Annotated in this window: 21 protein-coding genes and 4 tRNA genes; 21 read left to right on the top strand and 4 right to left on the bottom strand. The window is 58.5% G+C overall.

The genetic code is table 11. The annotated features are described in order from the left end of the window. Positions 1-341: 341 nt before the first annotated feature. The 4 genes from B5F39_RS10865 to B5F39_RS10850 all read left to right on the top strand — a co-directional run bounded on the left by B5F39_RS10865 (position 342) and on the right by B5F39_RS10850 (position 4085). Complete coding sequence (locus tag B5F39_RS10865; RefSeq protein ID WP_087367315.1) at positions 342-1367, top strand: TRAP transporter substrate-binding protein; 1026 nt, start codon at positions 342-344, stop codon at positions 1365-1367. 120 nt (positions 1368-1487) lie between these two features. Continuing rightward, positions 1488-2021, top strand: a complete 534-nt coding sequence (locus tag B5F39_RS10860; protein WP_204245109.1) for a TRAP transporter small permease — start codon at positions 1488-1490, stop codon at positions 2019-2021. Then, positions 2022-3323, top strand: a complete 1302-nt coding sequence (locus B5F39_RS10855) for a TRAP transporter large permease (RefSeq protein WP_087367309.1) — start codon at positions 2022-2024, stop codon at positions 3321-3323. Between the two features lie 12 nt (positions 3324-3335). Beyond that, positions 3336-4085, top strand: coding sequence for an alpha/beta fold hydrolase (locus B5F39_RS10850; RefSeq protein ID WP_087367306.1), 750 nt, complete (start codon positions 3336-3338; stop codon positions 4083-4085). A gap of 63 nt (positions 4086-4148) precedes the next feature. On the opposite strand, the gene B5F39_RS10845 is transcribed toward B5F39_RS10850, so the two are convergent. Beyond that, positions 4149-4670 (bottom strand): FmdE family protein, encoded by a 522-nt coding sequence (locus tag B5F39_RS10845; RefSeq protein WP_087367303.1) that lies wholly within the window; start codon positions 4668-4670, stop codon positions 4149-4151. Positions 4671-4800: 130 nt separating this feature from the next. On the opposite strand from B5F39_RS10845, the gene B5F39_RS10840 reads away from it, so the two are divergent. Both B5F39_RS10840 and lysA read left to right on the top strand, forming a co-directional pair. Then, a complete protein-coding gene (locus B5F39_RS10840; RefSeq protein WP_087367300.1) occupies positions 4801-5982 on the top strand; it encodes a malic enzyme-like NAD(P)-binding protein in 1182 nt (393 codons plus the stop codon). 16 nt (positions 5983-5998) lie between these two features. Continuing rightward, entirely contained in the window at positions 5999-7213 is a 1215-nt protein-coding gene (lysA, locus tag B5F39_RS10835; RefSeq protein ID WP_087367297.1) for a diaminopimelate decarboxylase, read from the top strand. Between the two features lie 85 nt (positions 7214-7298). Here lysA and B5F39_RS10830 read toward each other — a convergent pair whose 3' ends face one another. From B5F39_RS10830 to hydE, 3 genes are read right to left on the bottom strand one after another with little or no spacing between them, the layout of a single operon-like run. Beyond that, positions 7299-7652, bottom strand: coding sequence for an immunity 51 family protein (locus tag B5F39_RS10830; RefSeq protein ID WP_087367294.1), 354 nt, complete (start codon positions 7650-7652; stop codon positions 7299-7301). Between the two features lie 59 nt (positions 7653-7711). Continuing rightward, positions 7712-8809, bottom strand: a complete 1098-nt coding sequence (locus B5F39_RS10825) for a PQQ-binding-like beta-propeller repeat protein (RefSeq protein WP_087367291.1) — start codon at positions 8807-8809, stop codon at positions 7712-7714. Positions 8810-8846: 37 nt separating this feature from the next. Beyond that, positions 8847-9890, bottom strand: coding sequence for a [FeFe] hydrogenase H-cluster radical SAM maturase HydE (hydE, locus tag B5F39_RS10820; protein WP_087367288.1), 1044 nt, complete (start codon positions 9888-9890; stop codon positions 8847-8849). Between the two features lie 237 nt (positions 9891-10127). Between hydE and B5F39_RS10815 the strand changes: the two genes are divergently transcribed. The 15 genes from B5F39_RS10815 to B5F39_RS10745 all read left to right on the top strand — a co-directional run bounded on the left by B5F39_RS10815 (position 10128) and on the right by B5F39_RS10745 (position 23851). Next, a complete protein-coding gene (locus tag B5F39_RS10815; protein WP_087367285.1) occupies positions 10128-13004 on the top strand; it encodes a PD-(D/E)XK nuclease family protein in 2877 nt (958 codons plus the stop codon). Continuing rightward, entirely contained in the window at positions 12988-16566 is a 3579-nt protein-coding gene (locus B5F39_RS10810; protein ID WP_087367281.1) for a UvrD-helicase domain-containing protein, read from the top strand. Before B5F39_RS10815 ends, B5F39_RS10810 begins: the two co-directional genes overlap by 17 nt. 119 nt (positions 16567-16685) lie before the next feature. Then, a tRNA-Arg gene (locus B5F39_RS10805) sits at positions 16686-16762 on the top strand. Between the two features lie 25 nt (positions 16763-16787). Further along, positions 16788-16864: transfer RNA gene (locus B5F39_RS10800), tRNA-His, on the top strand. Between the two features lie 7 nt (positions 16865-16871). Then, positions 16872-16947, top strand: a tRNA-Lys gene (locus B5F39_RS10795). 30 nt (positions 16948-16977) lie between these two features. Then, positions 16978-17053 (top strand) — tRNA-Lys (locus B5F39_RS10790). Between the two features lie 184 nt (positions 17054-17237). Further along, entirely contained in the window at positions 17238-17891 is a 654-nt protein-coding gene (locus tag B5F39_RS10785; protein WP_158096028.1) for a glucosaminidase domain-containing protein, read from the top strand. Positions 17892-17895: 4 nt separating this feature from the next. Next, positions 17896-18261, top strand: a complete 366-nt coding sequence (acpS, locus tag B5F39_RS10780) for a holo-ACP synthase (RefSeq protein ID WP_087367275.1) — start codon at positions 17896-17898, stop codon at positions 18259-18261. Between the two features lie 4 nt (positions 18262-18265). Beyond that, positions 18266-19798 (top strand): NAD(P)H-hydrate dehydratase, encoded by a 1533-nt coding sequence (locus B5F39_RS10775; protein WP_087367272.1) that lies wholly within the window; start codon positions 18266-18268, stop codon positions 19796-19798. Next, the gene (tsaE, locus tag B5F39_RS10770) at positions 19773-20279 is read left to right on the top strand and encodes a tRNA (adenosine(37)-N6)-threonylcarbamoyltransferase complex ATPase subunit type 1 TsaE (protein WP_087367269.1); all 507 of its coding nucleotides are present in this window, start codon (positions 19773-19775) and stop codon (positions 20277-20279) included. Before B5F39_RS10775 ends, tsaE begins: the two co-directional genes overlap by 26 nt. Continuing rightward, positions 20279-20941 (top strand): tRNA (adenosine(37)-N6)-threonylcarbamoyltransferase complex dimerization subunit type 1 TsaB, encoded by a 663-nt coding sequence (gene tsaB, locus B5F39_RS10765; protein ID WP_087367266.1) that lies wholly within the window; start codon positions 20279-20281, stop codon positions 20939-20941. The genes tsaE and tsaB overlap by 1 nt, the downstream gene beginning before the upstream one ends. A gap of 161 nt (positions 20942-21102) precedes the next feature. Next, entirely contained in the window at positions 21103-21306 is a 204-nt protein-coding gene (locus B5F39_RS10760; protein WP_087367263.1) for a 4Fe-4S dicluster domain-containing protein, read from the top strand. Then, complete coding sequence (locus tag B5F39_RS10755) at positions 21306-22436, top strand: 2-oxoacid:acceptor oxidoreductase subunit alpha (RefSeq protein WP_087367259.1); 1131 nt, start codon at positions 21306-21308, stop codon at positions 22434-22436. Before B5F39_RS10760 ends, B5F39_RS10755 begins: the two co-directional genes overlap by 1 nt. Before the next feature lie 2 nt (positions 22437-22438). Continuing rightward, positions 22439-23269, top strand: coding sequence for a thiamine pyrophosphate-dependent enzyme (locus B5F39_RS10750; RefSeq protein ID WP_087367256.1), 831 nt, complete (start codon positions 22439-22441; stop codon positions 23267-23269). Between the two features lie 12 nt (positions 23270-23281). Continuing rightward, positions 23282-23851, top strand: coding sequence for a 2-oxoacid:acceptor oxidoreductase family protein (locus tag B5F39_RS10745; RefSeq protein ID WP_087367253.1), 570 nt, complete (start codon positions 23282-23284; stop codon positions 23849-23851). Positions 23852-23859 lie beyond the last annotated feature (8 nt).

Raw genomic sequence — 23859 nt, 5'->3', positions numbered from 1 at the left:
TCACGGTTGTTTTCTCCCATGTTTCGCGGTGCGGAATCTCTTAAATAAAATATGCTTTAAATACAATGCCTTGCTATAAAATTCATGCACCGCACATGGCGCCGAATCACGAGGCTTAAGTCAGACAGACCGCAGCTCACGGCTGATTATATCAGCATTTATCGTTTTACGACAGCGCCAGGACGGCGCGTGTTTGACTTTTCAGATGCCTTATTGTGCATTAAATACAATTATTTATCGAGTTTTTTATCGCTGCTGAATCTTGATATGTTTTTTTATGCGATGGTAACATTACGCTAAGACAGGCATCTATCAAAAGATTACAGGAGGGGTACAATATCATGAAAAAATTGAGTGTTTGTCTGTTGGTTCTTATGGCTGCGATAGCGGCGTTTATGCCGGCTGCCTGGGCCGCGGAGGATGCGGACCCGACCAAGGGTGAAAAAGTGGTGATCAAGATAGCGCACGTCAGTCAGGCTGGGGTGCCTATCGACGTCGCATCTAACAAACTTGGAGAAGATTTGAGCAAGAAGACGGACGGAAGGATCACGGTGCAGGTGTTCCCTGCTTCTGCGCTTGGCAACAACACGGAGCTGCTGGAACAGCTCCAGATGGGAACGCTAGAGATGGCTATATCCTCAGTTGCTTTCCTTGGTGCGTTTACGGATTCTACGAAGCTTTTGGATCTTCCGTACCTGTTTGAGTCGGACGCGGCCGCGGAAGAGGTTCTCGACGGCCCGGTCGGTCAGAAAATATTCTCTCAGCTCGAGCCGTCCGGCTTCAAAGGGCTCGCGTGGCTGGCTACCGGGTGGCGTCACGTAACGTCGAATACTGAAGTCAGAAAGCCTGAAGATATGCAAGGGCAGAAAATCCGAGTGATGGAGAACCAAATGCACATAGACCACTTCAATGCGCTCGGCGCGTCCGCGGTGCCTATGGCTTTCTCGGAGCTTTACACAGCCCTCCAAAATAAAACGATGGACGCCGAAGAAAACCCTTTTGCCAACATCGACGGCAACAGGCTGTATGAAGTGCAGAAGTACATAATCAAGACAGGGCACATATACGACACGAGTCCGCTGCTCGCCTCCAAGGTCTGGTGGGACAAGCTCTCGAAGGCAGACCAGGAGCTCATACAGGGATGCGTCAACGACATGCTGAAGTTTGAGCGGAAGCTGTCCGCGGAAAACGAAGCGGAGCTTGAAGCGAAGATAGGAAGCAACGGCAAGAACGTGATCATTACGCTGACCCCTGAAGAGCGCGCCGCTTTTAAAAACGCCGCGAAGCCGGTCTATGACAAGTATGGGCCGCAGATAGGCGAAGATCTGATCAAGCAGGTAGAAGAAGTCAATAAAAAATATAAATAGGCATCGGCGGGTATTCGTGTCCGCGCCGGCTGGCGCGGACACACCGTAAAAATACGGCGGGTTTGTGTATAGGCGTGTGTTTATCCACGGCCCGCCGTTTCTGCGCCTTAGTATCGGTGAATGGAGGAAAGAAGAACGATGGACGGAACGGCGAGAAAAGAACCGTTTTATAATCTGATAGAAAAATATCTTATCGTTGCGATGCTCATAGTAATGACTGTGATAATATCGTTCAATATCGTTACAAGATTTGTATTCAACTATACGCTTTCATGGGGAGAACAGCTCGCGCGTTTTCTGCTTGTATGGAGCTCCTTCGCCGGAATAAGCTGGTGCGGAAGGATAGACGTGCATATGAGGGTCACGGCGATAGCTCTCGCGCTGAAGAAAAGCCCGCAGACCTTCCAGAAGATATATCTGCTGGGCGACATAGTTGCGATATGCTACGGCTTTTATATGTCCTATGAAATATTTCAGGTCATGAGCTTGGTTAAGGCGCAGGGGCAGGTTTTATCGGCGCTTCCGCTTATACCGAAATGGACTATGTATCTTGCAGGCGTTCTCGGCATGGCCGGAATGTCGCTGCGTATTATCCAGAGGCGTGTAGTCGCGGTGAAGTCCGGTAACCATATGGAAAAGGAGGGAGCTGAATAAATGACCGGTATGATGATAGGCGTGCTGTTCGCGTGCCTTATGCTGACAGTGCCTATAGCTGTTAGCTTGGGTATAAGCTGTGTCTTCGCTTTTTCACTTTTCAGCGGCGGCGCAAATATGGTGCAGATGTTGGCGCAGTCTACGGTGACGAGCATAGATTCTTTCTCACTGCTTGCGGTGCCGTTTTTCATGCTGGTAGGAAGTCTCATGGAGTACGGCGGCATAGCCAAAAAGCTTGTAAACGTAGCTGAACTTCTTACAGGAGCGATGCCGGGCGGACTCGGTATGGCGGCTATACTCGCCTCGATGTTTTTTGCAGCGATTTCCGGCTCCGGTCCTGCGACAGCCGCAGCGATAGGCAGCATCATGATAGGGGCTATGACGGCCCAGGGATATTCCAAGGGATACGCCGGAGCGCTGATCGCCGCTGGAAGTACGATAGGTCCCGTCATTCCTCCGTCCATCCCGATGATAATGTACGGAGTGACTATTGGAGTGTCGGTCAGCTATATGTTTATCGGAGGCATCATTCCCGGGATACTTATGGGAGTCGTGCTCATGATATACAATTATTTCGAGAGTAAGAAGCGCGGCTATAAAGGCAAAGAATCTAAAGCAAAGACGTCAGCGGAAAGGGCGCGTGTGTTTAAGGAAGCTATCCCGGCTATCCTCATGCCGCTGATAGTGCTCGGCGGCATATATTCCGGCGTTTTTACACCTACGGAGTCCGCCGTTATAGGCGTCGTCTACTCGCTGATCGTCGCCGTGTTCGTCTACCGCCAGCTCACATGGGAACGTTTCTGCAACGCTATGTTCGAAGCTACGATAACATCCGCCACGATCATGATACTTTTCGGAGCGGCGAATACCCTCGGCAGGATACTCACCATAAACAGCGTCCCGACTCATATCACTGAGTGGATGCTGTCCATCACGTCATCAAGCGCGGTCATAATGCTGATGCTGAACATCGCCCTGCTGATTATAGGTATGTTCCTAGACACTATCTCTTCCATCGTGCTCTTCGCGCCGATATTCGCCCCGATAGCTTCCGCGATAGGCTACGATCCGCTGCATTTCGGGATAATAATGGTCATAAACCTCTGCATAGGCATGATAACCCCTCCGATGGGCGGGAATTTGTTCGTGGCCCAGAGGGTGTCAAACACAACGTTCGAAGAAATATTCAAAGACACGTTCCCGATGATCATAGTGCTTTACGCGCTGTTGGCGGTGCTGGTCATATTCCCCGACATTACGCTTTGCCTCCCTAAGCTTCTGGGATATGTATCAAGTATATAAGAGGTAAGACAAATGTTCAAAAATTTAGAGCTTCTCGTCGGCGATAAACTCATCAGGGGAGACGCCAGAATACCGGACGATGGCGGGCGTTTTCCTGCGGTCTGTTTTTTCCATGGTTTCAGCGTAGACCGAATAGGCTTGATGCGCCTTCACGAGCTGTTCGCCAGGCGCTGCGAAAAAGCCGGGATCGCATGCGTTAAATTTGATTTTTACGGATGCGGGGAGAGCGACGGGGATTTTTCCGAGATGCGCTATACCGGCGAAAAGCAGCAGGCCCGAGCTATTTACGAGTGGACGAGAGAGCAGGAATGGTGCGACCCCTCAAAGCTGTTTTTAGTCGGCCACAGCCTCGGCGGGGCGATAGCCTCCAACATCGCGCCCGGCCTGCGCCCCAAAGCGATAGTTCTTTGGGCTCCCGGCAACTATGTGTATTACGACATCAGCAGCAGGGTGCACGCCGTCCCGGGACGCTACGAGGAGTTTTACGACGTCGGCGGTCTGAAGCTTTCGGGAGAGTTCATCTCCGAGGTGCGCGGAATAAACATAGTAGAAGACGCCAGAGGGTATGACGGCAGCGTTCTGATAATACATGGAGAGGAAGATGAAAAGGTCCCCGTATACGCCTCCGGGCTATATATGGATATGTACGGCCCTCAGGCGGAGCTTGAAGTGATTCCGGGCGCCAACCATCAATTCAGCTCCGTCGCGTGGAAAGAGAAAGTGTATGATCTGAGTATAGATTTTATAAAGAAACACTGCTAATAACTGTGTACGATGTTGCGAGAGCGGGCCTGAACAAAGGGCCCGCTCTTTTGCCATGTCTCTCTAACTTTGTCTTTCCCAGCAGTCAATGCAGAGCAACGTGCTGTCTTTCACTCTCAGCCACGGCTCCGCCGTTTTTTCGCCGCAGGCGGCGCAGGGATGTGAGGCGTATATTTTCGCCTTCGCAGGAAGAGGGAAGGGGGCTTCGCCGAGGTCGAATATCTCATCAGAGCGGGCGTTCAGCATGAACGCCTTTTTCGCTTCTTTGTCGGCGAACTCCGTTTCCTTCAATACGATGCGGAAAGCTTTGCCGCTTTTTCTTTCGTAGAAGGTGAAAGCCTGTTTTCCGCGCAGCCGGAATATCAGATTTCCCTTGCCTGCGGTGCAGCCGAGCAGCGCCTGTATCGCGTCTACGCCGCAGGCGTCGTTTTCTGCGACGCATACAATCTCTTCGTCCCCGGCGCGTCTTTCGAGGCCGAAGTATTCCATCGCGTACAGCGCGGCCCGAAACCCGATAAGCAGCCCGCCGCACGAATGCCCGTGAAATTCTACGCATTTTTCGTATAAACTTTCTTTGTCAGCCATTGCGCAATCAATCCTTTGCTGAATTTTCTATTATAATATCGTAGGTTGTATTATATGATCGGATTGAAAATTTGCAATTCATATCAAATAGAGATAAACTGTTGCAGTTGCAGGACTCGGAGGTAGAATTATGAAGGAAGATATTTTCGAACGTTCGCTTGAAATGCACAAGGATTTAAAAGGCAAGCTTCGTATTGAATGCCGTAAGCAGATCGAAAGCATGGAGGATCTTTCCCTTGTTTATACGCCAGGGGTGGCGGAGCCGTGCCGAGCCATAGCTCGGGACGAGGACGAGCTGTGGAACGTCACTATAAAAAACAACCTCGTAGCGGTGATAACAGACGGCTCCGCCGTACTTGGGCTCGGCGACATCGGGCCGGCGGCTTCGCTTCCGGTGATGGAGGGCAAAAGCTGTTTGTTTAAACGTTTTGCAGGGATTGATTCTATTCCTCTCGCGGTATCGACCAAAGACGTCGATGAGTTCGTGGAGACGGTTTCGAGGATCTCAGTTTCGTTCGGAGGCATTAACCTGGAGGATATTTCCGCCCCGCGCTGTTTTGAAATAGAACGGAAGCTGCAGGAAAAGCTTGATATACCGGTTTTTCACGACGACCAGCACGGCACCGCGGTCATCGCTTTAGCGGCATATAAAAACGCTCTTCGCCTTACGGGACGGAGCCTTGAGGATTCGGTACTTGTGATAAACGGAGCGGGAGCGGCCGGCAGTTCGATAGCGCGCTATTTCCTTGCCGCCGGAGTTAAGAACATAATCATGTGCGATATTAACGGCGCGCTATGCGACGGACATCCGGATGGGCTGAACCCAGCGCAGATCGAGCTGGCCAAAATTACGAATCCTGAGCACAGGCGCGGCGGGTTGGCCGACGTCATAAAAGGTGCAGACGCGTTTCTCGGCGTTTCGCGCCCGGGCCTTTTGACAGGAGATATGGTGCGCAGTATGGCTAAATCACCCGTCGTGTTCGCTATGGCAAACCCGACTCCAGAAATTTTCCCGGACGAGGCGCTGGAAGCCGGAGCTTCGGTCGTTGCAACGGGACGCAGCGACTTCCCGAACCAGGTCAACAACTGCCTCGGTTTCCCAGGAATTTTCAGGGGAGCGCTTGACGTTCGCGCGCGCCGTATTAACGAGGCTATGAAGCTTGCGGCCTCCGAAGCGCTTGCGTCTCTCGTTTCCGATTCTGACTTGTCGCCGCAGTATATAATACCTTCGGCCCTTGATGAGCGCGTCGTCCCGGCCGTTGCTTCGGCCGTGGCTAAAGCCGCGCGTATGACCGGCGTTGCCAGGATTTAATATTCGGAGGGGCGCGATGTTTTTAAATTATGAGGAAGTTTCTGAAATAACGGCGGAGTACGGTTCTCCCGTATACGTTTACAGCGAGGCGGTATTGAGGGATCGCTGCCGCACGCTTATGGACGCGTTCGAGGGGAGGATACACCCCAGCTTTTCTGTGAAGGCCAACAATAATCTCACTCTGCTCGATATAATACGCGAGGAAGGCTACGGGGCAGACGCTATGTCGCCTGGAGAGATTTATCTGCTTGAAAGGGCCGGTTTCCAGAGCGACGAGATATTTTATATAGGCAACAACGTTTCGGAGGACGAGCTGCGTTTCTGTATCGACCGCGATATAACCGTCAGCGTCGATTCCCTGTCGCAGCTCGAGCGGTTCGGGCGCATCAACAGAGGCGGGAGCGTCGCCGTGCGCTTTAACCCCGGTGTCGGAGCCGGACACTGCGACAAGGTAGTGACGGGCGGCAAGAAGACGAAATTCGGCGTCGAGCCTAAGTATTGCCGCGAGGTCAAGGAAGTTATTGAAAAATACGATTTGAAGCTCGTCGGCATCAATCAGCATATAGGCTCGCTGTTTCTTGACCCGGCGCCGTACGTCGAGGCCGCGGCGAATCTGCTCGATATGGTGGCGGAAAATTTCCGCGGGCTTGAGTTCGTGGATTTCGGCGGCGGCTTTGGTGTGCCGTACCGCCCGGAGGAGAAACCGCTCGATTTCGTCGCTCTGCGCGACGCCCTCTTCCCGCTGCTCGACGCGTTCGTCGGACGCTACGACAACAAGTTCGTGCATTTCAAGTGCGAACCCGGGCGTTTCGTCTGCGCCGAGTGCGGCGCGCTGCTCGGCACGGTTTTCGCCGTTAAGGAGAATTACGGAGAGACCTACGTAGGTACAGACGTCGGCTTCAACGTGCTTATGCGCCCTGTGCTCTACGGCTCATATCACGAGGTCGAGGTCGTCTCCGCCCGCGGCGGCGAAGAGCAGAGCGGCACGAAGAAGGTGAACGTCGTCGGCAACATATGTGAGAGCGGCGACATAATAGCGAAGGATCGAGAGCTTCCGCGCGTGGAGGAGGGCGACTTCATCGCCGTGATGAACGCCGGGGCCTACGGCTATTCTATGGCGTCGAACTATAACTGCCGCCTGCGTCCGGCGGAGGTGCTTAAAACTCTCGACGGAGGCTTTAGGATGATACGCGCTGCGGACACCTTCGAAAGCCTAGTGGAAAATTTCTAAATCGATACACGAAAATAAAAAAAGCCGGAGCTTCTCACCGACGCTCCGGCATTTTTACGTCTTGCGGCAGTAGGTCGCGTACGGATCAGTCCAGTTCCGCGCGGCTGAATAAATCTGCAATCAGCGGCCGGTTCTCGCACGCTTCCTTAAATTTCAGAATAAATTCCATGAGCGCCTCCGCGTCCTCGGAATATGCGCAGAACATGCTTCCCTCGGGGTCGAAGTCAACCTTGCCTAACAGGCGCGGACATTTCTCATTGAGGAAAACCTGCGCGAGGCTTGCCCAGTCGTAGCCGTTTCCCTCAAAGCCGTCGCCTGAGCGCGCGTCGAAAACGTCCTGTAAATATTCGCCGACGTTCAGACACACTGAGGCAGATTCGTCGTGCCCTATCCAGAAGAAGGGCGCTATAGTCCGCTCAAAATTCTCAGTGATTTCCATAATTTTGCTCCCCTTTCGGATTTATGCGCGCGTGAGTTTGATTTATCCGGGCGCGCAGTTTATTTGATTGAGAACAGCTCTCCGCCGGTCGTTGGGACGACTATTCTGCCGCCGGCGATCGCTGGGGCCGCCGTTATGTCGCCGCCGAGTTCGAGCGACCACTTCGGTTTTCCAGTAGCCTCGTCGAGAGCGAAGAGCTTGCCGCCGTTCGCTCCTACGTATATCGTGCCGTCGTGATATGCAGCGGATGAGAATACGGAGCCTCCCGCTTCGAACGTCCATAACTTCGCGCCGTTCTGCGCGTCGAGCGCCGTCACCTTACCAGATATGTCCCCGAATACCACCCTGTTTCCGGCGACGAGGGGAGAAGTCTCTATCTGCGCCTTCGCGTCGTAGCTCCATATCACAGCCTCGTGCTTTATCCTTGCGCAGTATATTTTGCCGTCCTGGCTCGTGAAGTAGAGCAGTCCGCCGCTTACCGCGGGGGCCGAAGTGATGGGGCCGCCGACTATCGCGCGCCATTTAAGCCGTCCCGTCGCGCAGTCTACGGCGTAGAGCTTGCCGTTGCGGTTGCCGACGTAGACTACTCCGTCCGCGACTACGGGCGAGCCGGTGACGGCCGCGTCGGTCTTGAATTTCCATTTCTGCCATCCCGTCTTTATCGTGACGGCGTATAGATATTCGTCGTCCGAACCGAAGTAGACTACGCCGTCCGCCGCCGCCGGCGAGCTTTGGATGTTGTTCGAGGTCGTGAACTGCCATATCTGGTCGCCGGTGAGCGCGTCGGCGCAGTATAGCCTGCTGTCGTAGCTCGTGACGAACACCTGTCCGCCGTAGACGGCCGGGGCTGTCGTTATCCAGTTGCCGGTGTCGAATTTCCAGCGGACTTCGCCTGTCTTAAGGCTGTAGGCGTACATGGCTCCGTCGTTGGAACCGGTGTATATCGTGCCGCCGTAGACGGCGGGCGACGACGACGCGCCGGCCGGTATCGGCGCGCTCCATTCTATCTTTCCCTCAAAGGTGTATGACGCCTCGGTCTTCGGGTGGGCGCTGCCGCTTCTGCCGGCATCGCACTTGAACAGGGGCCAGTCCTCGGCGCCGGCGCTTCCCGCGGTCATGAGCGCCGCTGCCAGAAGTATGCCAAGAGTCTTTTTCATCGCGTTTTCCTCCTTTTCCGGCGCTGCCGCGCCGGTGTCAGTCTTTGTAGTCGCCGCGCTCCGTCACGACGCGGTAGCCTATTTTTTCCATACGGCGTTCGAGAGCCGCACGCGCTTCGGCGGCCTCCTCGCCGGTGCTGAGCTTGTTGTCGTATAGCATGTATTTCTTTCTCACCGAGAGCGGCGAAAGGTTTGGCATGACGACGTTGCAGCCCGCGAGGACGCCTCGTTCGCGCCCTCCGTCCTCTATGGTGCCGAGCGCCGTCGTCGCGGGGAGCAGAACTTTCGGATTCATCAGCCTGACGACGGAGAGCAGGAATACGGTCAGCTCCGCCGCGCCCGCCGGTTTGTCCGCAAACGGAGTGTCGTGGTGCGGGATGAAGGGGCCGATGCCGACCATCTGCGGAGAGAAGCTCTTTATGAACATCAGGTCGTTCACGATGTCCGCAGTCGTCTGAAATGGCGAGCCGACCATGAAGCCGCAGCCTGTCTGGAAGCCTATCTCTTTGAGCGCGCGCAGGCATTCCATGCGGTTTTCGAGCGACAGTTCCTTCGGATGCAGCTTCGCGTAGTGCTCCGGCGTCGCCGTCTCGTGGCGCAGAAGGTAGCGGTTCGCTCCGGCGCGGAAGAGCTTCTCGTAGCTCTCGCGGCTTCGTTCTCCGAGCGACAGAGTTATGGCGCAGTCCGGGAAGCCCGCGCGTATCGAAGCCACGATGCCGGCCGTCACGTCGTCTGTGAAGAATGCGTCCTCGCCTCCCTGCAGCACGAAGGTGCGGAAGCCGAGCCCGTATCCCTCGCGGCAGCATTCGAGAATTTCGTCCTTCGTCAGACGGTAGCGCTGCGCTTTTCCGTTGCTTCGTCTAATGCCGCAGTAGAGGCAGTCGTTTTTGCAGAAGCTCGATATCTCTATGAGGCCGCGCACGTATATCTTATTGCCGAAATTTTCAAGCGCGCGCCGCCGCGCTAGAGCGCTCAGCTTTTGCGCCGTTTCCTCATTTCTGCCGTCTATGAGGAATTCGAGCTCGCCGCGCGAAGCTTCGGCGTTTTCGTAAAGCTTTTCGATTATCTTCTCCGTGTTCATCGTACGCACCTCCCGCCCGGCGTCACGTTATTATAGCCTATATTGGCCTCCGCGGCTCGCCGAGGCGTGCTCTTATGGCGCGCGCGCGGCTCGGGTGATAATATTGAATCGGAAGCGTATTCTGCGGCCGCGGCGCTGTTTATATTTCGCACGATTTTTGAACGCGGCTGAAAAGACGCGCGGCGCGCCCGAAAATACCGGCGCGGCGGCGCGTGCGTAACGTAGGGGGGCGGACGTGTGGCTATAACTGTGAACAGTTATTTCACGCTTGCGGACAGAAGCGGCGATTTGACGGATATTTATAAAAAAAGCGGAGGCGGCGCGATATTCATCGTGCCGGCCGGGCTCGACCGCGACGCGCTGCTCGAGCTTATATGCGGAGGAGCGCCGAGCTTCGGCGCGCGTCCGGCGGTATGGACGGCGGGAGATCTGCTGTCCGAGCTCCAGCGCGCGGACGGAAGCGCCGCGCGCGTCATCGACCCGCCGGATCATAAGCTTATATTACGGTGGCTGCTCTCGGACTTTCTCTCCGAGGCCGCGGAGAACGGCACGGAGCTCGCGCCCGGCTTTTATCACGACGGCTTCGTATCGGTTCTGGGAGAGAATATAAAAGATCTGCTCGCCGAGGAGGTTTCGGCGGAGGCTCTGCGTTCCGCCCTCGGCGAGGGTGCGCGCGGAGGCGCGCCCGGGGCCGTCCTTGCAGAGCTTTACGAAAGATACACGGATTACCTCGCCGAGTACGGCCTCGCGGACGCGGCGCAGATTTTCACGCTGGCGCGCGGCCTGCTGCTCACGGACGCGGGGCGCGGGCTCGTAGCGGGGCGTCCCGTGGTTTTCGCGGGTTTTCTGTCGTTCGCGTCGTCGCAGCTCAAGCTTGTAAAAACGTTGGGCGAGCTCACGAACGTGACGATGTTCCAGCCCGAAACGGGGCTGGACCGTTTTCACGACGGGATCAAGCAGCTAGGCGTGGAATATAGTAAGAGGCCGGCGTGGGACGTCCCTGTCGTGAAACTGGAAGCGGGCAGCCCGCAGCTCGAGCTCGAGGCCGTCGCGCGAGAGCTGGCGCTCTGGGCCTGCGGCGAGGGCGGGCTGACGCCGCTTGGAGAGTTCCGCGGCTACGGGGATATAGGGCTGACCGTCGGCCCTGAGCGGCTGCACGTGATGGAATACGCGCTTTCGCGGTACGGGATACCTTACAACGTACAGGAGGGCGGCACTGCTGGCGATACTCTGCTCGGCGGCCTGCCTTCGCTGATCTGGCGGGCGAGCCGTTCCGGGTGGAACAATTACGAGACTTCGGCGCTTCTTGCGAATCCGCTGCTCTTCGGCGAGGGAGGGCGGCTTCTCGAATACGACGGAAGCGCGCTGCCTGACGGCATGGATGCGTGGCTCGGCGTTCTGCCGCGTGAGGCCGGCGAAGTGATCCGCCGGGCCGAGGAAATGTGCGCGGAGTTTGAAAAGGGCGTTTCGCCGGAGCGGTCGCTGTCGCTCTGGTACGATTTCCTCCGCTCGGAGCGCGCCGCGGAGCGCGCCGCCGCGTCTGCGGCCTCCATAAGCGCGCTCGACGACGGAGTCAAGGCCGTAGCTTCTGCCATCGACGAACTTGATAAAAAGATAAAAAAGCTCTCCGACGATTCAAAAAACATAGGCCCGGCGGCGTCCGTAACGCTTTACGGGGCGGAGGCGGCGGCGTTCATAAACGACTGGAGCCTTACCGCGACCCTGCCGGTGCAGCTTCCGCAGAGCCGCTCGCTGACAGTCTACGCCGGGCCGCCTCCGACGCTCGCCTCTCACGGCTGCTGGATAATGACCGGCGTCGATTCAAGCCGCTGGCCCGGAGTGATACGAGAGTCGATGCTGCTGCGCAACGACGAAAAGGCCAGATTCAACGCCGTTTCTGCCGGTGGAGAGGAACCGTCGCACCTTCCGGAGCTGCATGAGGAACGTGAGCAGAAGGAGGCCGTCTTCCGCCGAATACTGGCGACGGGACGGCGCGCCGCCGTAATAACGCGAGCCGTTTTCAACGAGAACGGCGAGGAGTGCGGCGAATCGCGCTTCGTGACGCGCGCCCTCGATGACGGGCCGCGTTCGTGGAAACCGGCGGGAGTTATAACTTACGATGCGGAGCGAGCCCTGCCTGACGGCGGCGGGCCGTGGTTCCCGCAGGCCGAAGTGCTGTGTACGCCGGTGAGCCGCGGGCGGATGGAGGAGCCGCCCGCGGGGCGCGCGCCGCTTTCGGACGAGCCGCCCAAAATACGCGTGAGCGATATAGACAGGTGGAATGTCTGCCCGTATATGTACTGGTGCGAGCGTGTGCTCGGCCTTGAGAGCGTCCGCCCCGGGCTCTACGACAACCGAAAAGCAGGGAATCTGACGCATAAGGTGTGGGAACATGTTTTTCGGGTGAAAAACGAAAATCCGAAGCTCTCCATACACCGCTGCGTCATGGACAACTGGGGGGCTTTCAAGGCCGCGGAGTACCCTGAGCTCGACGGCGATCCGCGCCTCGCGCGATATGAGAAACGGCTCCGTTCGCAGATGTTCGGCATGGCCGCGGCGCAGGATGATATCGAGCGGCGCTTGGCAGCCGTCCCGAAAATAAGGACTGATACGGAGTCGAAGCTCGAAGGCGCGGAGTTTGGCGGAGTGCTCTTCGCTGGGCAAGCGGACAGGATAGACCGCTTCGACGGCGGAATAGTGGTGCTCGACTACAAGCTCGGCGCGGCGGGCAGCCACGCGAGAGAGCTTCAGGTCGCCGCCTACTGTGCGATCCTCGGCGCGGCAAGCAAGGAAAAGATACTGGGCTTCGGATGGTTCGGCCATGCGGGGCCGTCCTTCTGCGGTTATTTTAACGACGACAGATATTTCGATCTGTACGCGCTCGACGGTACGACGAAGAAAAAGGCCTCAGCCGATACAAAGATAGAAGAGGCTGCGGCGCTCATGGGCGAGATGGCGGAATCGGTTAAAAATGGCGAATATCCGCCGGGCTACAAAGTGAAGGAACGCTTATGCAAAAACTGCGCCTACTTCACTCTGTGCCGCAAGCGGGAAAAGCGCGTTTATATAGAATCTCTTACTGAGGAGGGCGGAAGCGATGACGGAGAAGAATAGCGTCCCGGCCTGGCACTCTCTCGTCTCGGGCACGGATGACCAGCGGGCCGCGCTGCAAAGTGAAGCGCCGCTGACCGTGGTAAGCGCCGGAGCCGGTACAGGAAAGACCCAGACTCTTTCACAGCGTTTCGCATGGCTGCTCGCGTCGGATCCTTCGTGCGGCATCGGCGAAATACTCGTGCTAACCTTCACCAAAAAGGCCGCCGCAGAAATGCTCGAGCGAATTAAGAAAACTCTTTCCGCATGGTACTCCGCCTACCCCGACGAGCTGTCCCACCTGAGAGAAAGAATAGAAAGCATCGACGACGCCTACATATCGACGATACACGCCTTCGCGATGAAGCTCATACGCGAGTCGGGCCTCGCGCTCGACATCGACCCGTCCGCCGCGATGATGCCAGCGCCGAAAGAGGATATATGGTGGCGCGAGTTCACCTCGGCGCTTTCGTCATCATCCTTCGGCAAAATATCCCGAGCGCTGCCGGGCGAATGGCGCGGACGTGCGGAGGAACTGTTCGCGTCGCCGGATTTTACCGACGTGATGAACGCGCTGACGCCTGAGGCCGTCGCCGGCGCCGCGCGGACATGCACGGAAAAGCTCTACTGCGCCGGGCAAAGCCCGGAAGAGCTGTGGGACAACGACGGCTCCGCGCTCGAGACCTCGATCGCTTCCATGAAGAACGTAAGGCGCGACATATACAGTCTTTGGATGAACGGCATATTCCCGGCGCTCGAGCTGAACGGTGCTCTGGGCGGCGGAAAGAAAAAAACGAAGACTCAGGAGCGCCTCTGCGCCTTTCTCGAACGCTGGCGCGGACACGCGCCGCGTGACGATGGCGAGCTGACGGAGTTCTGCGCCGGGCTCTTCGACGACGTCTTAAAGCCGCTGCCGTCGGGAGGCGTAAAGAAGGATATCGAAGACATAATAGACCGCCCGCTCTCGGCGTGGCGCGGCGAATTCGCCGGCAAGCTGGCGCTGCTTGAGCCGCCGTCGGAGGCGGAGAAGAGGATAAACAGGCTGCTCCGCCGCGCCTGCGCCGTCGGCTGGGCCTGCTGGGACGAGTTCCGACGCAGGGAGGGGCTTATCTCGATGGCCGACCTCATCTGCTACGCCTCGAAGGTCGTCGAATCGTCTCCGGAGTACAGGACGAAGTTCAAGCATATAATGGTCGACGAATTTCAGGACACCGACCCGCTGCAGAACGCGCTCATAGAATCGCTGTGGAACGGCGGAAGGGACGGCGCGACGCTCTTCGTCGTCGGAGACCAGAAACAGTCCATATACCGCTTCCGCCACGCCGATCTCGAGCTCTTCCGCGGCTACACGGCGCGCGCGCGCGGCGGCGGGACTGCTAAATATATTGTACTCGGGCAGAATTTCCGCACTGCGAAGAGACTGCTTGAAAAATTCAACGGACTCTTCGGCGGAATGTGGAAGGGCGAGTCGTCGGTGCTGTACGAAGCGCTGACCGCCCCGGAGAACGATGCGGCTTCGGCGCGGCGCGACGGAGCCTCCGTGCCCTATCCGCGCTTTTCCGTCCTTCGCGCCGTCTCGCCGTATTCAGACGAAAAGGACGAAAAGCCGGAGAAACGCTCTGACGCCGCCGCGCTCCGGCTTCGCCTATACGCGGGGCTCGGACGCAGGTTCGCGGCGATGATGGAAGAAAAAGCGCCGGTGTGGGACAAGAGCGCCGAAGCTTTCCGTCCAGTCCGGTGGAGCGACTTCGCCGTGCTCGTGCAGACGCGCGCGGAATACTCCGACATCGAGCGGGCCTTTGAGCGCCTCGGCCTGCCGTATGTGCTTTCGACGAGCAAGGACTATTTCGGACGCGGCGAAACGGGCGATCTCGTTAATATGATCTCTCTGCTCGCATCGCCTGACGATCCGCTGTTCCTCGCCGGCTGGCTGGCGTCGCCGTTCTGCGGGCTGAGTGCGGGTGAGGCCGGGGCGCTCATCGAAGCGGCATACGCGGAGCGCGGGCGCCGGGGGCCGCTTCCGCTCGCCGCCGTCGTGAGGCGGCTGCGGCCCGACGTATGGGAACGCCTGGACGGGATGCGCCGCCGCGCGCTGCTCGGCGGAGTCTCGGCGGTGCTGCTTGACCTCCTTAAATCTCCAAGCTTTCTGGAAAATTACGCAGGGCTTCGGCGTCTGCGCGTAAACGCGAACGTCGTCTACCTTGCCGGCATCGCGGCGGAGTACGAGCGCTCGGAAGGGAAGTCGCTGAAGGGCTGCGCCGAATATCTGCTTACTGCATCCTCGTCCGGAAGCGCCAAGGAAGAGCCGGAGCTCTTCGGAGACGGCGTGGACGCCGTGCGCGTGATGACGGTCCACGCATCGAAGGGACTCGAGTTCCCGGTAGTGGCGCTTACTGTGTCCGACAAGGGGAGAGCGGCCCTGCCGCCTGTCTTCGTCTCGAAAAAGTACGGAGTCGCGGCGAAAGACTATCCCGAGTATCTCGAAGGAGCGGGAACGGCGGATGGCGACGGCAGGACCGCCGCCTACAGATGGGAAAAAGCGGAGGAAAGCGCGGCTGGGCGCGAGGAGCTTGAAAGGCTCTGGTACGTCGGCTTCACGCGCGCCCGAGACCGCCTGATACTGTGCGGAATCTACAAGGAGCCGAAGGACAAAGACGCCGCGCCGCCGAACTTCCTCGGCTCCGTGATGGAAAGCGGCCTCTGCGACGAGTGCGAGGAGCTGACCGAAGACGACGCCGGGCTGCCGAAGTACGCGCGTTACGAATCGCCGTCCGGCGGCGCGGCTCTAGAGCTGAAAACGGTAAGTCCGGCTAAGCTCGCGCGCATCTCAGCCTCCGCCTACTCGCTGCTGTCATGGTGTCCGGCCGCCTACCGCATGATATACAGGCAGGGGCGCTCGGCTGGATGGATAGTCAAGGGCGGCGGCGCGGGTTCGGACTTCGGCGTGCTCGCCCACTGGGTGCTCGCTCGCTGGGATTTTCGCGCGGACGGCGCCGCGCAGTGGCTGCCGGAGAAGCGTGGCGCCGAATGGCGGCGCGTATATTGGAGGCTGCCGGCGCCCCTTCGCGGTGAATACGGCTCGGGCGCGAAGCGTGCCGAGCTGCGCGAAATGCTCGTCCGCTTCGCCGCGACGGAAGAATGCGCGCTTCTGGCCGAGCTTGACGGAAAGGGCGGCGGCCTTCTTCAAAGGGAGACTCGCTTCCGCGTGCCGCTCAACGGCACTGTGCTGATAGGGACGACGGACCTTTTCTGGCGCGACTCCGGCGGCCTGCACCTTCGCGACTGGAAGACGGCTCCGGAGGAGACCGCGCCGTCGTTCTATTACGAGAAACAGCTTGAGTTTTACGCCTGCGCGCTGAACAGGTTCCTCGAATCGACTGGAGAGTGCGGCGCGCAGATAGACTCGGCGCTCATATATCTGCGCGGAAGCGCCGCGGCTGCGGCGCGCCGCTACGTTCCCGGAGATTTCGCCTCGATAGAGGAAGAGATAGAAAAGGCCGCCGTCCGCGCCGTTTCGGGAGACTTCCGCGGGATAAAGGAACGCTGCGGACGATGCCCGTGGCGCGGCGATTGCCCTGAAAAATAACCTATCCGCGCGCGTTCTCCGCGCCGCCGAAAAATATGCCGGCGGCGCGGGATTTTTTGTATTGACATAAACATAATTTTGGCTATAATTATCTCCGTGCTTTGGCAAAGGCAGTAGTTGCGCCTGTAGCTCAGTTGGATAGAGCAACTGCCTTCTAAGCAGTGGGCCGGGGGTTCGAGTCCCTTCAGGCGCGCCACTTTTAGCCGGAAGCAGAAGTTATGGTGAGTGTAGCTCAATTGGTTAGAGTATCGGATTGTGGTTCCGAGGGTTGCGGGTTCAATTCCCGTCACTCACCCCAGTATGATGGATCGTTAGCTCAACTGGCAGAGCATCTGACTCTTAATCAGGGGGTTACAGGTTCGATTCCTGTACGATCCACCATTTTTTAAAATTAAATATCTTCTTTCATGTGGATCGTTAGCTCAACTGGCAGAGCATCTGACTCTTAATCAGGGGGTTACAGGTTCGATTCCTGTACGATCCACCATTTTTTTTTTTGCCTTTTCCCGATTATGCCAATATCAAAAACGCCGCGCCGCATTGACTTCCTCTGTATCGCGCTGAGCCGCGGGGCCATGCCGTCTTGTCTCGGCGCTCTTCCTGCTATAATATTTTTATCGGACGACGGTTTTTGCCGGCAGTTAATACGATTGAAAAGGGGTTTTAGCGATATGGAACGTTTATTTCTGAAGCGCGCGCGCGGAGTGGGCGCGGGGGGCGCGCTGCTGCGATGCTGCGCCTTCGCTCTGCTCGTCCTCTTCGCTCTGGCCGGTCAGGCGGACGCGATGTCGGCGCGAGAGTTTTACCGCTATGCGAAAAAATACAAGTGCCCGAATCCGTTCGCTGCGACCGTACACAGCGCGCACGAAACTGCGCAGTGGACGAGCGAACTTTGGGTGAAGGCGCGCAACGGAGCCGGGATAAAAGCCGACAAGGAATGGAAGGCGGCGCGAAAGCCGGTCTACAACAAATCCAGCGCCGAGCATGTCGGCAATAAGACCGTGCAGCGCGTTTCCGCTTTCAGAAAATATTCGAGCACGCAAGCCTTCCTCAAAGATTATTCCAAAAAGATAAGAGAGGATTATCCGAATTCCGCGAAGCACAAGGATAACGTGTGGCTGTATTTCGCCGGGCTGTATAAGGGACGGCACGGCAAGTGGGCGACGGACCGCAGCTATTATCAGAAGCTCGTAGCCAAGACGGTGAAGATAGCGCCGGAGATATACGGCTCGAAGTGGAAGACGAAGCTTCGTTCGCAGTACCGCAAGGCGCAGAAATCTCTCGAAGCGTGGCAGGCTCAGGCCGTAAAGAAAGCCATAGGTTAAGCGAATGGTTCTTGGCATAGGAGTAGACCTCTGCGACATAGCCCGCATGAGAAACGCGGTCGCGCGCGACGGCTTCGCCGCGAGGGTTTTCTCCGACGGAGAAATAAAATACGCCGAAGGCAAGTCCGACTCGGCCGCCCATTACGCCGCCGCGTTCGCCGCTAAGGAGGCTCTGGCGAAGGCCGGAGGTTGGGGACTCGGCTCTATGGGGCTGGACTCATGCGAGGTCGTCCGTACCGAACGCGGCCCCCGCTTCGACTTTTCGGAAAAATTCCGCCTCCGCCTCGACAGCGAAGGAATAAAAAACGTTTTCTTAAGCATATCGCACGAGTCCGGCATGGCCGTCGCGATGGTTGTTCTGGAAGGGTGAGAAAATGCAGAAATTCTATATGCCGTCTGACGTGCGTGAAGCCGACAGTATAGCGGCGGAGCGCTTAGGCGTGCCTTCAGTCGTGCTCATGGAGAACGCGGCGCGCGCGGCCGCGGATGCGGCCTTGTCTATGAGCGGCGGAAGAGGGCCGTTCGCCGTGCTCGCCGGACACGGCAACAACGGCGGAGACGGCTTCGCCGCAGCGCGCCATCTGATGCTGCGCGGACACGGAGTGACCGTCATAAAAACCGCCGCAGACGACAAGTATAAGGGCGACGCCGCCGTCAATCTCGGCGTAATCCGCAAGCTCGAATGCGCCGAGCTTGTCATAAAAGACGCTTCCCGCCTCGACGACGGAGAAATTTCGGCGATACTCGGCGGGGCTGCTGTGATAGTAGACGCCCTGCTCGGAACGGGAGCTTCCGGCGCGCCCAGAGGAGAAATCGCGCGGCTGATACGTCTGACCGATGGGTACGAAAACATACTGTCGCTGGACATCCCCTCCGGCGCGGATCCAGACGAAGGAGGCTGCGCGGTTCCGTGCGTGCGCGCGTCAGCCACAGTCACTTTCCTAGCTCCGAAGAAAGGCATGGCCTTTTCTCCGGCCCTTGAGGCATGCGGAAAAATCACCACGGCGGATATCGGCGTTCCCGCGGCGCTCGTTCTTCCCGAAAATCCGGCCCTCACCATTTATTGTGAAAAAGACATACGCGGAATGCTTCCGCCTGTCATGCGCTCTATTCACAAAACGGAGCGCGGCTCACTGCTGATATGCGCCGGAAGCGCCGCTTATCGAGGGGCTCCGCTGCTCGCCGCGCTCGGGGCGCTGCGCGCGGGAGCTGGGCTCGTGTATCTCGCAGTGCCGGACTTCATCGCTTCGGAGGTTTCCGCGGCGCTGCCCGAGGCCGTTATACTTCCCCTTCCAACGGACGGCGGGGCGGTCGACGCGGCCGCGGCGGCGCCGATGATAGCTGAATGGATGCCGAAGTGCGGCGCGGCGGCGATAGGCCCCGGCATGGGGCGCGGCGAAGAGGCCGGCGCGCTCTTCTCGTGGTTTTGGGAGAACTGGCGCGCGCCGCTGCTAATCGACGCCGATATGCTTTACTTTTTCGCGCGCGAACTCGACGGGCTTGAAGAGCGCGACGACGCTCTGCTCACGCCGCACGGCGGCGAAGCTGCGCGAATACTCGGGCTCAGCGCGGCGGAGGTCGAAGCGTCGCGCGAGGCTTCGGCGAGGCTGCTTACAAGAAAGGCCGGCTTCGCCCTCCTGAAGGGCAGGAACACGCTGATAGCATCTGCGTCAGGCGAGCTGAGAATGATCGGCGCCGGTTCTCCGGCTCTCGCCGTTCCCGGTTCCGGCGACGTACTGAGCGGCGTTATAGGCGCGTTGATGGCCTCCGGCCTCCCTGTGATGGACGCGGCCGCCGCCGGCGCTCTAGCCCACGGCGCCGCCGGAGAACGCCTCGAGGAGAGGAACGGCCTTCGCGGCACGCTGGCGAGGGAGATAGCCGATGAGATTACTCAAATCCTGCGTTAATTCCTTTTCTATAATAAGCGAAAGCCAGGACGACACTTTCGCGGCCGGGCGCGCGCTCGGAGAGGCGCTTTATCCCGGGCTGCTCGCGCTTTTGAAAGGCGGGCTCGGAATGGGGAAAACGCGCTTCGTGCAGGGCATAGGCGGCGCCGTAGGCTACGACAGGGTGAAAAGCCCGACCTTCGTGATAATGAACGAATACGACGCCGCTGTTCCGTTTCTCCACGTCGACCTGTACCGTCTGGAAAGCGAAGAAGAGATAGATGCGCTCGGCATAGAGGAGTATCTGGACGACGGCTTCGCCGCCGCCGTGGAATGGGCGGAGAGATGGAGCGAGCGCCCGGAAGACAGGGTGGAGATCGAATTTCTGCCCGTGCCCGGCGACGAAGATGCGCGCGTACTGGTGTTCGAGGCATTCGGAGAGAAAGAGACGGAGCTGCTCGCGCTGGTGAAGCGGGCGCTCTTTCCCGGGAAGGATGAATAATGGCTGTTCTTGGCATAAACTGCGCCGGGCGCTGGACCAACGTCGGCGTCGCGGACGGATGTGAAATACTTGCGGAAACAAATCTGGAGCTTGCGCGCCGCCAATCCGAGCTTCTTCCTGCCATGACGGAGGAGGCCGTGTCGAAAGCCGGGCTTTCGCTCGGCGACATATCCCTTATCGCCGTCGGGACGGGGCCCGGCTACTACACGGGCATAAGGGCCGGCATAGCATACGGCGCCGCGCTCGCCTTCGCCTTAGGTGTGAAGGTCGTGCCGCTGTCGTCGCTCGAGCTTTTTGTCTGGGATATGAGGAATGAGTACGGCTTGCTCGTCCCCGTGTTCAGGGCGCGCGCGTCTCACTGCTACGCGGCCCTGTACGCTGCCTCGGGTGATGCGCTTAAGGCGGTCGTGCCTCCGTCGTTCATGCGCGTGACGGAGCTGTCGGCGAAGCTGCGCGATTTTCCGCACGCCGCCGTCGTGTCTCCCGATGCCGGGCAGTATCCTGAGCTCGAAGCGTGCGGCTGTACCGTGATTCCGAGAGAGAGTGCGTCCGGCGGCGTCTGCGCCGTGATGGGCGGCGAGAGGCGGGACGCCGCGGTCGCGCCGGAGCAGATACGCGGGACGTATCTCCGTGCGCCAGACATAGGTCCCTCAAGTTTCTAAAATTTTTTCAATAATTGCAAGCTGTCAGAAAATAGAGAATTCACGCTTATCCTTGAATAAGCCGTAAAGATTTGGCATAATTAGCCTAGTTATGCCAATCAAATCACGTTACTCTGGTTGACAGACAAATCGATTAGATGTGTGGAAGGAAGGTGGGTCTTTTGGCGAAGAAGTTCAGCATCGAAGTAATGGAGAAGTGGTGCAAAGGATGCGGCCTCTGCGTCTCTATATGCCCCAAGAAGGTTCTCGAGCTTAACGATCACGTTAAGTGCGAAGGCGTGCGTCAGGACGACTGCATCGGCTGCCGCCAGTGCGAAAACATCTGCCCGGACCTGGCAATCACAGTGAAGGAGCGTGAGCAGTAATGGCTCAGAACGAATTCTGGCAGGGCAACAAAGCCATAGCCATGGGCGCTATAGCCGCCGGATGCAGATTTTTCGGAGGCTATCCTATCACCCCGTCGACTGAGATAATGGAAGTCATGTCCGAAGAGCTTCCGAAGCTCGGCGGAAAATTCGTCCAGATGGAAGACGAAATCGGAGGCATCGCCTCTGCCCTCGGCGCGTCTATCGCCGGCAAGAAAGCGATGACGGCGAGCTCCGGCCCCGGAATCTCGCTGAAGCAGGAGCTTCTCGGCTACGGCTACATCGCGGAAATTCCGCTCGTCGTCGCCGACGTTCAGCGCGGCGGCCCCTCGACGGGACTTCCGACGAAGGTCTCCCAGGCCGACGTCATGCAGGCGAGATGGGGCACCCACGGCGACCACGCCACGATAGCCTACGCGCCGTGCTCCATCCCCGAGTGCTACACGCTTACGATAGAAGCCTTCAACATGGCCGAGCGTTTCCGCCAGCCCGTGCTCATAATGGCCGACGAGGTCATAGGCCACATGCGCGAGAAGATAACCATTCCGGAGCCCGGAAGCTTCAAGGTCGTCGACCGTAAGAAGCCGACCGTCGCTCCCGACGACTTCATACCGTACCGCCCGGACGAGGACGACGTTCCTCCGATGCCGGCTTTCGGCGACGGCTACCGCTGGCATGTCACTGGACTTACCACCAACGAGTGGGGCTTCCCGACCAACGACGCGCCCGACATAGACCTCAAGGCCAACCGCATCATCCGCAAGGTCGAGCGTTTCCGCGACGAAATAGTCGCCTACAGAGAGGACTTCATGGAGGACGCCGAGATAGTCGTCGTCTCCTACGGCTCCGTCTCCCGCTCGTCGCTCCGCGCCATCCGCGAGCTTCGCGAAGAGGGCGTCAAGGTCGGACACTTCCGTCCCATCACCATCTGGCCGTTCCCGGACAAAGAAATCGCCGCGTTCTCTAAGAACGTCAAGCACATCATCGTCCCCGAGCTCAACGCCGGACAGCTCGTCCACGAAGTCGAGCGCGCCGTCAAAGGCAACTGCGAAGTACACGGCAAGAGCCTCATCAACGGCGAACTCTACAAGCCTGCGGAAATTATGTCCTTCATCAAGGAGGTGGCGTAACGATGCCACGCGAAGACGTTAAAAAACTTCTGCGTTCCAAGTTCATGCCCCATATCTGGTGCCCCGGCTGCGGACATGGAATCATTATGCACGCCATACTCCGCGCCCTTGCCGACCTCCAGATACCCAAGGAGCAGATATGCATTTCGTCCGGTATCGGCTGCTCCAGCCGTATGCCGGGATATATAGACGCCTGCACGCTTCACACGGCGCACGGACGTTCGCTCGCCTTCGCGACGGGCGTCAAGATGGCCAACCCCGAGCTCACGATAGTCAACGTCATGGGCGACGGAGACGGCACCGCCATCGGAGGCAACCACTTCATCCACGCATGCCGCCGCAACATAGGCATTACGGCCGTAGTCATGAACAACAACATCTACGGCATGACCGGAGGCCAGGCTTCCCCGACGACGCCGGAAGGCGCCTTCGCCGCGACCGCGCCTTACGGAGCGATCGATCCGGTGTTCGACGTCTGCAAGCTCGCCGAGGGCGCCGGAGCGACCTTCGTCGCGCGCGCCACTGTAGCCAACCCGATGCAGTGCGAGCAGATACTCAAGAAAGCCATCGAGCATCAGAAGAAGGGCTTCGCCGTCGTCGAAATCGTCACCTACTGCCATACGCAGTTCGGACGCAAGAACAAGCGCAGCCGCCCGACCGACAACATCAAGTACCTCAAGGAGCACACCGTCCTCAAGGCCCAGGCCGACAAGATGTCGCCCGATGAGCTCAAGGACAAGATAGTCGTCGGCGAGTTCGTCAACATAGAGACCGCCCGCGAGTACACTGACCGCTACAACGACGTCATTGCCCGCGCGCAGGGAAAGGCATAGGAGGTTCGGATCATGGGCGATCGTTTTGAAATTCGTGTTGCTGGATCCGGCGGACAGGGTGTCATCCTCGCCGCGGTGATCCTTGGTGAGGCCGCCGCGCTCCGTACTGAGGGACTCAACTCCGTACAGAGCCAGGCCTACGGCCCCGAAGCCCGCGGCGGCGCTTCGAAGTCCGAGGTCGTCTACGACCGCGGCGAAATAGACTACCCGAAGGCGGCCCACCCCGACCTTCAGATAATACTCACGCAGAAGGCGTGCGACACCTACAGCCACGACACGGCTAAAGGCGCCACCGTCATTCTCGACGACTTCTTCGTCACCGATCCGCCGAAGCTCGACGCCGACATCTACCTCCTGCCGATCGTGCGCACCGCGCGCGAGAAACTCGGCCGCGAGATAGTCGTCAACATGGTCGCGCTCGGCACCGCCGCGAAAGTTCTCGAGGACAAGGGCCTCGTGAAGCCGCAGGCCGTGAAGGACGCCATCCTCGCCAGAGTCCCGAAGGGAACCGAAGAGCTTAACGAGAAAGCCTTCGAAGAGGGCTACAAGATGATGTCCGAGGCTGTCGCCGCGAGAAAGTAACGGCTCGC

The sequence above is a fragment of the Cloacibacillus sp. An23 genome (assembly GCF_002159945.1).
Taxonomy (GTDB): Bacteria; Synergistota; Synergistia; order Synergistales; family Synergistaceae; genus Caccocola.
The sequence above is the reverse complement of the archived record's forward strand: the minus strand, read 5'-3'. Positions and strand labels throughout refer to the sequence as shown.

Excerpts from the sequence above, each read along its gene's own strand:
- B5F39_RS10755 (WP_087367259.1), top strand. The coding sequence starts at position 21,306 with ATGGCTCAGAACGAATTCTGGCAGGGCAACAAAGCCATAGCCATGGGC.
- acpS (WP_087367275.1), top strand. The coding sequence starts at position 17,896 with ATGGTTCTTGGCATAGGAGTAGACCTCTGCGACATAGCCCGCATGAGA.
- B5F39_RS10825 (WP_087367291.1), bottom strand. The coding sequence starts at position 8,809 with ATGAAAAAGACTCTTGGCATACTTCTGGCAGCGGCGCTCATGACCGCG.
- B5F39_RS10775 (WP_087367272.1), top strand. The coding sequence starts at position 18,266 with ATGCAGAAATTCTATATGCCGTCTGACGTGCGTGAAGCCGACAGTATA.
- B5F39_RS10785 (WP_158096028.1), top strand. The coding sequence starts at position 17,238 with ATGGAACGTTTATTTCTGAAGCGCGCGCGCGGAGTGGGCGCGGGGGGC.
- B5F39_RS10810 (WP_087367281.1), top strand. The coding sequence starts at position 12,988 with ATGACGGAGAAGAATAGCGTCCCGGCCTGGCACTCTCTCGTCTCGGGC.
- B5F39_RS10750 (WP_087367256.1), top strand. The coding sequence starts at position 22,439 with ATGCCACGCGAAGACGTTAAAAAACTTCTGCGTTCCAAGTTCATGCCC.
- B5F39_RS10840 (WP_087367300.1), top strand. The coding sequence starts at position 4,801 with ATGAAGGAAGATATTTTCGAACGTTCGCTTGAAATGCACAAGGATTTA.
- B5F39_RS10745 (WP_087367253.1), top strand. The coding sequence starts at position 23,282 with ATGGGCGATCGTTTTGAAATTCGTGTTGCTGGATCCGGCGGACAGGGT.
- hydE (WP_087367288.1), bottom strand. The coding sequence starts at position 9,890 with ATGAACACGGAGAAGATAATCGAAAAGCTTTACGAAAACGCCGAAGCT.
- tsaB (WP_087367266.1), top strand. The coding sequence starts at position 20,279 with ATGGCTGTTCTTGGCATAAACTGCGCCGGGCGCTGGACCAACGTCGGC.
- tsaE (WP_087367269.1), top strand. The coding sequence starts at position 19,773 with ATGAGATTACTCAAATCCTGCGTTAATTCCTTTTCTATAATAAGCGAA.
- B5F39_RS10860 (WP_204245109.1), top strand. The coding sequence starts at position 1,488 with ATGGAGGAAAGAAGAACGATGGACGGAACGGCGAGAAAAGAACCGTTT.
- B5F39_RS10845 (WP_087367303.1), bottom strand. The coding sequence starts at position 4,670 with ATGGCTGACAAAGAAAGTTTATACGAAAAATGCGTAGAATTTCACGGG.
- B5F39_RS10850 (WP_087367306.1), top strand. The coding sequence starts at position 3,336 with ATGTTCAAAAATTTAGAGCTTCTCGTCGGCGATAAACTCATCAGGGGA.
- B5F39_RS10855 (WP_087367309.1), top strand. The coding sequence starts at position 2,022 with ATGACCGGTATGATGATAGGCGTGCTGTTCGCGTGCCTTATGCTGACA.
- lysA (WP_087367297.1), top strand. The coding sequence starts at position 5,999 with ATGTTTTTAAATTATGAGGAAGTTTCTGAAATAACGGCGGAGTACGGT.
- B5F39_RS10865 (WP_087367315.1), top strand. The coding sequence starts at position 342 with ATGAAAAAATTGAGTGTTTGTCTGTTGGTTCTTATGGCTGCGATAGCG.
- B5F39_RS10830 (WP_087367294.1), bottom strand. The coding sequence starts at position 7,652 with ATGGAAATCACTGAGAATTTTGAGCGGACTATAGCGCCCTTCTTCTGG.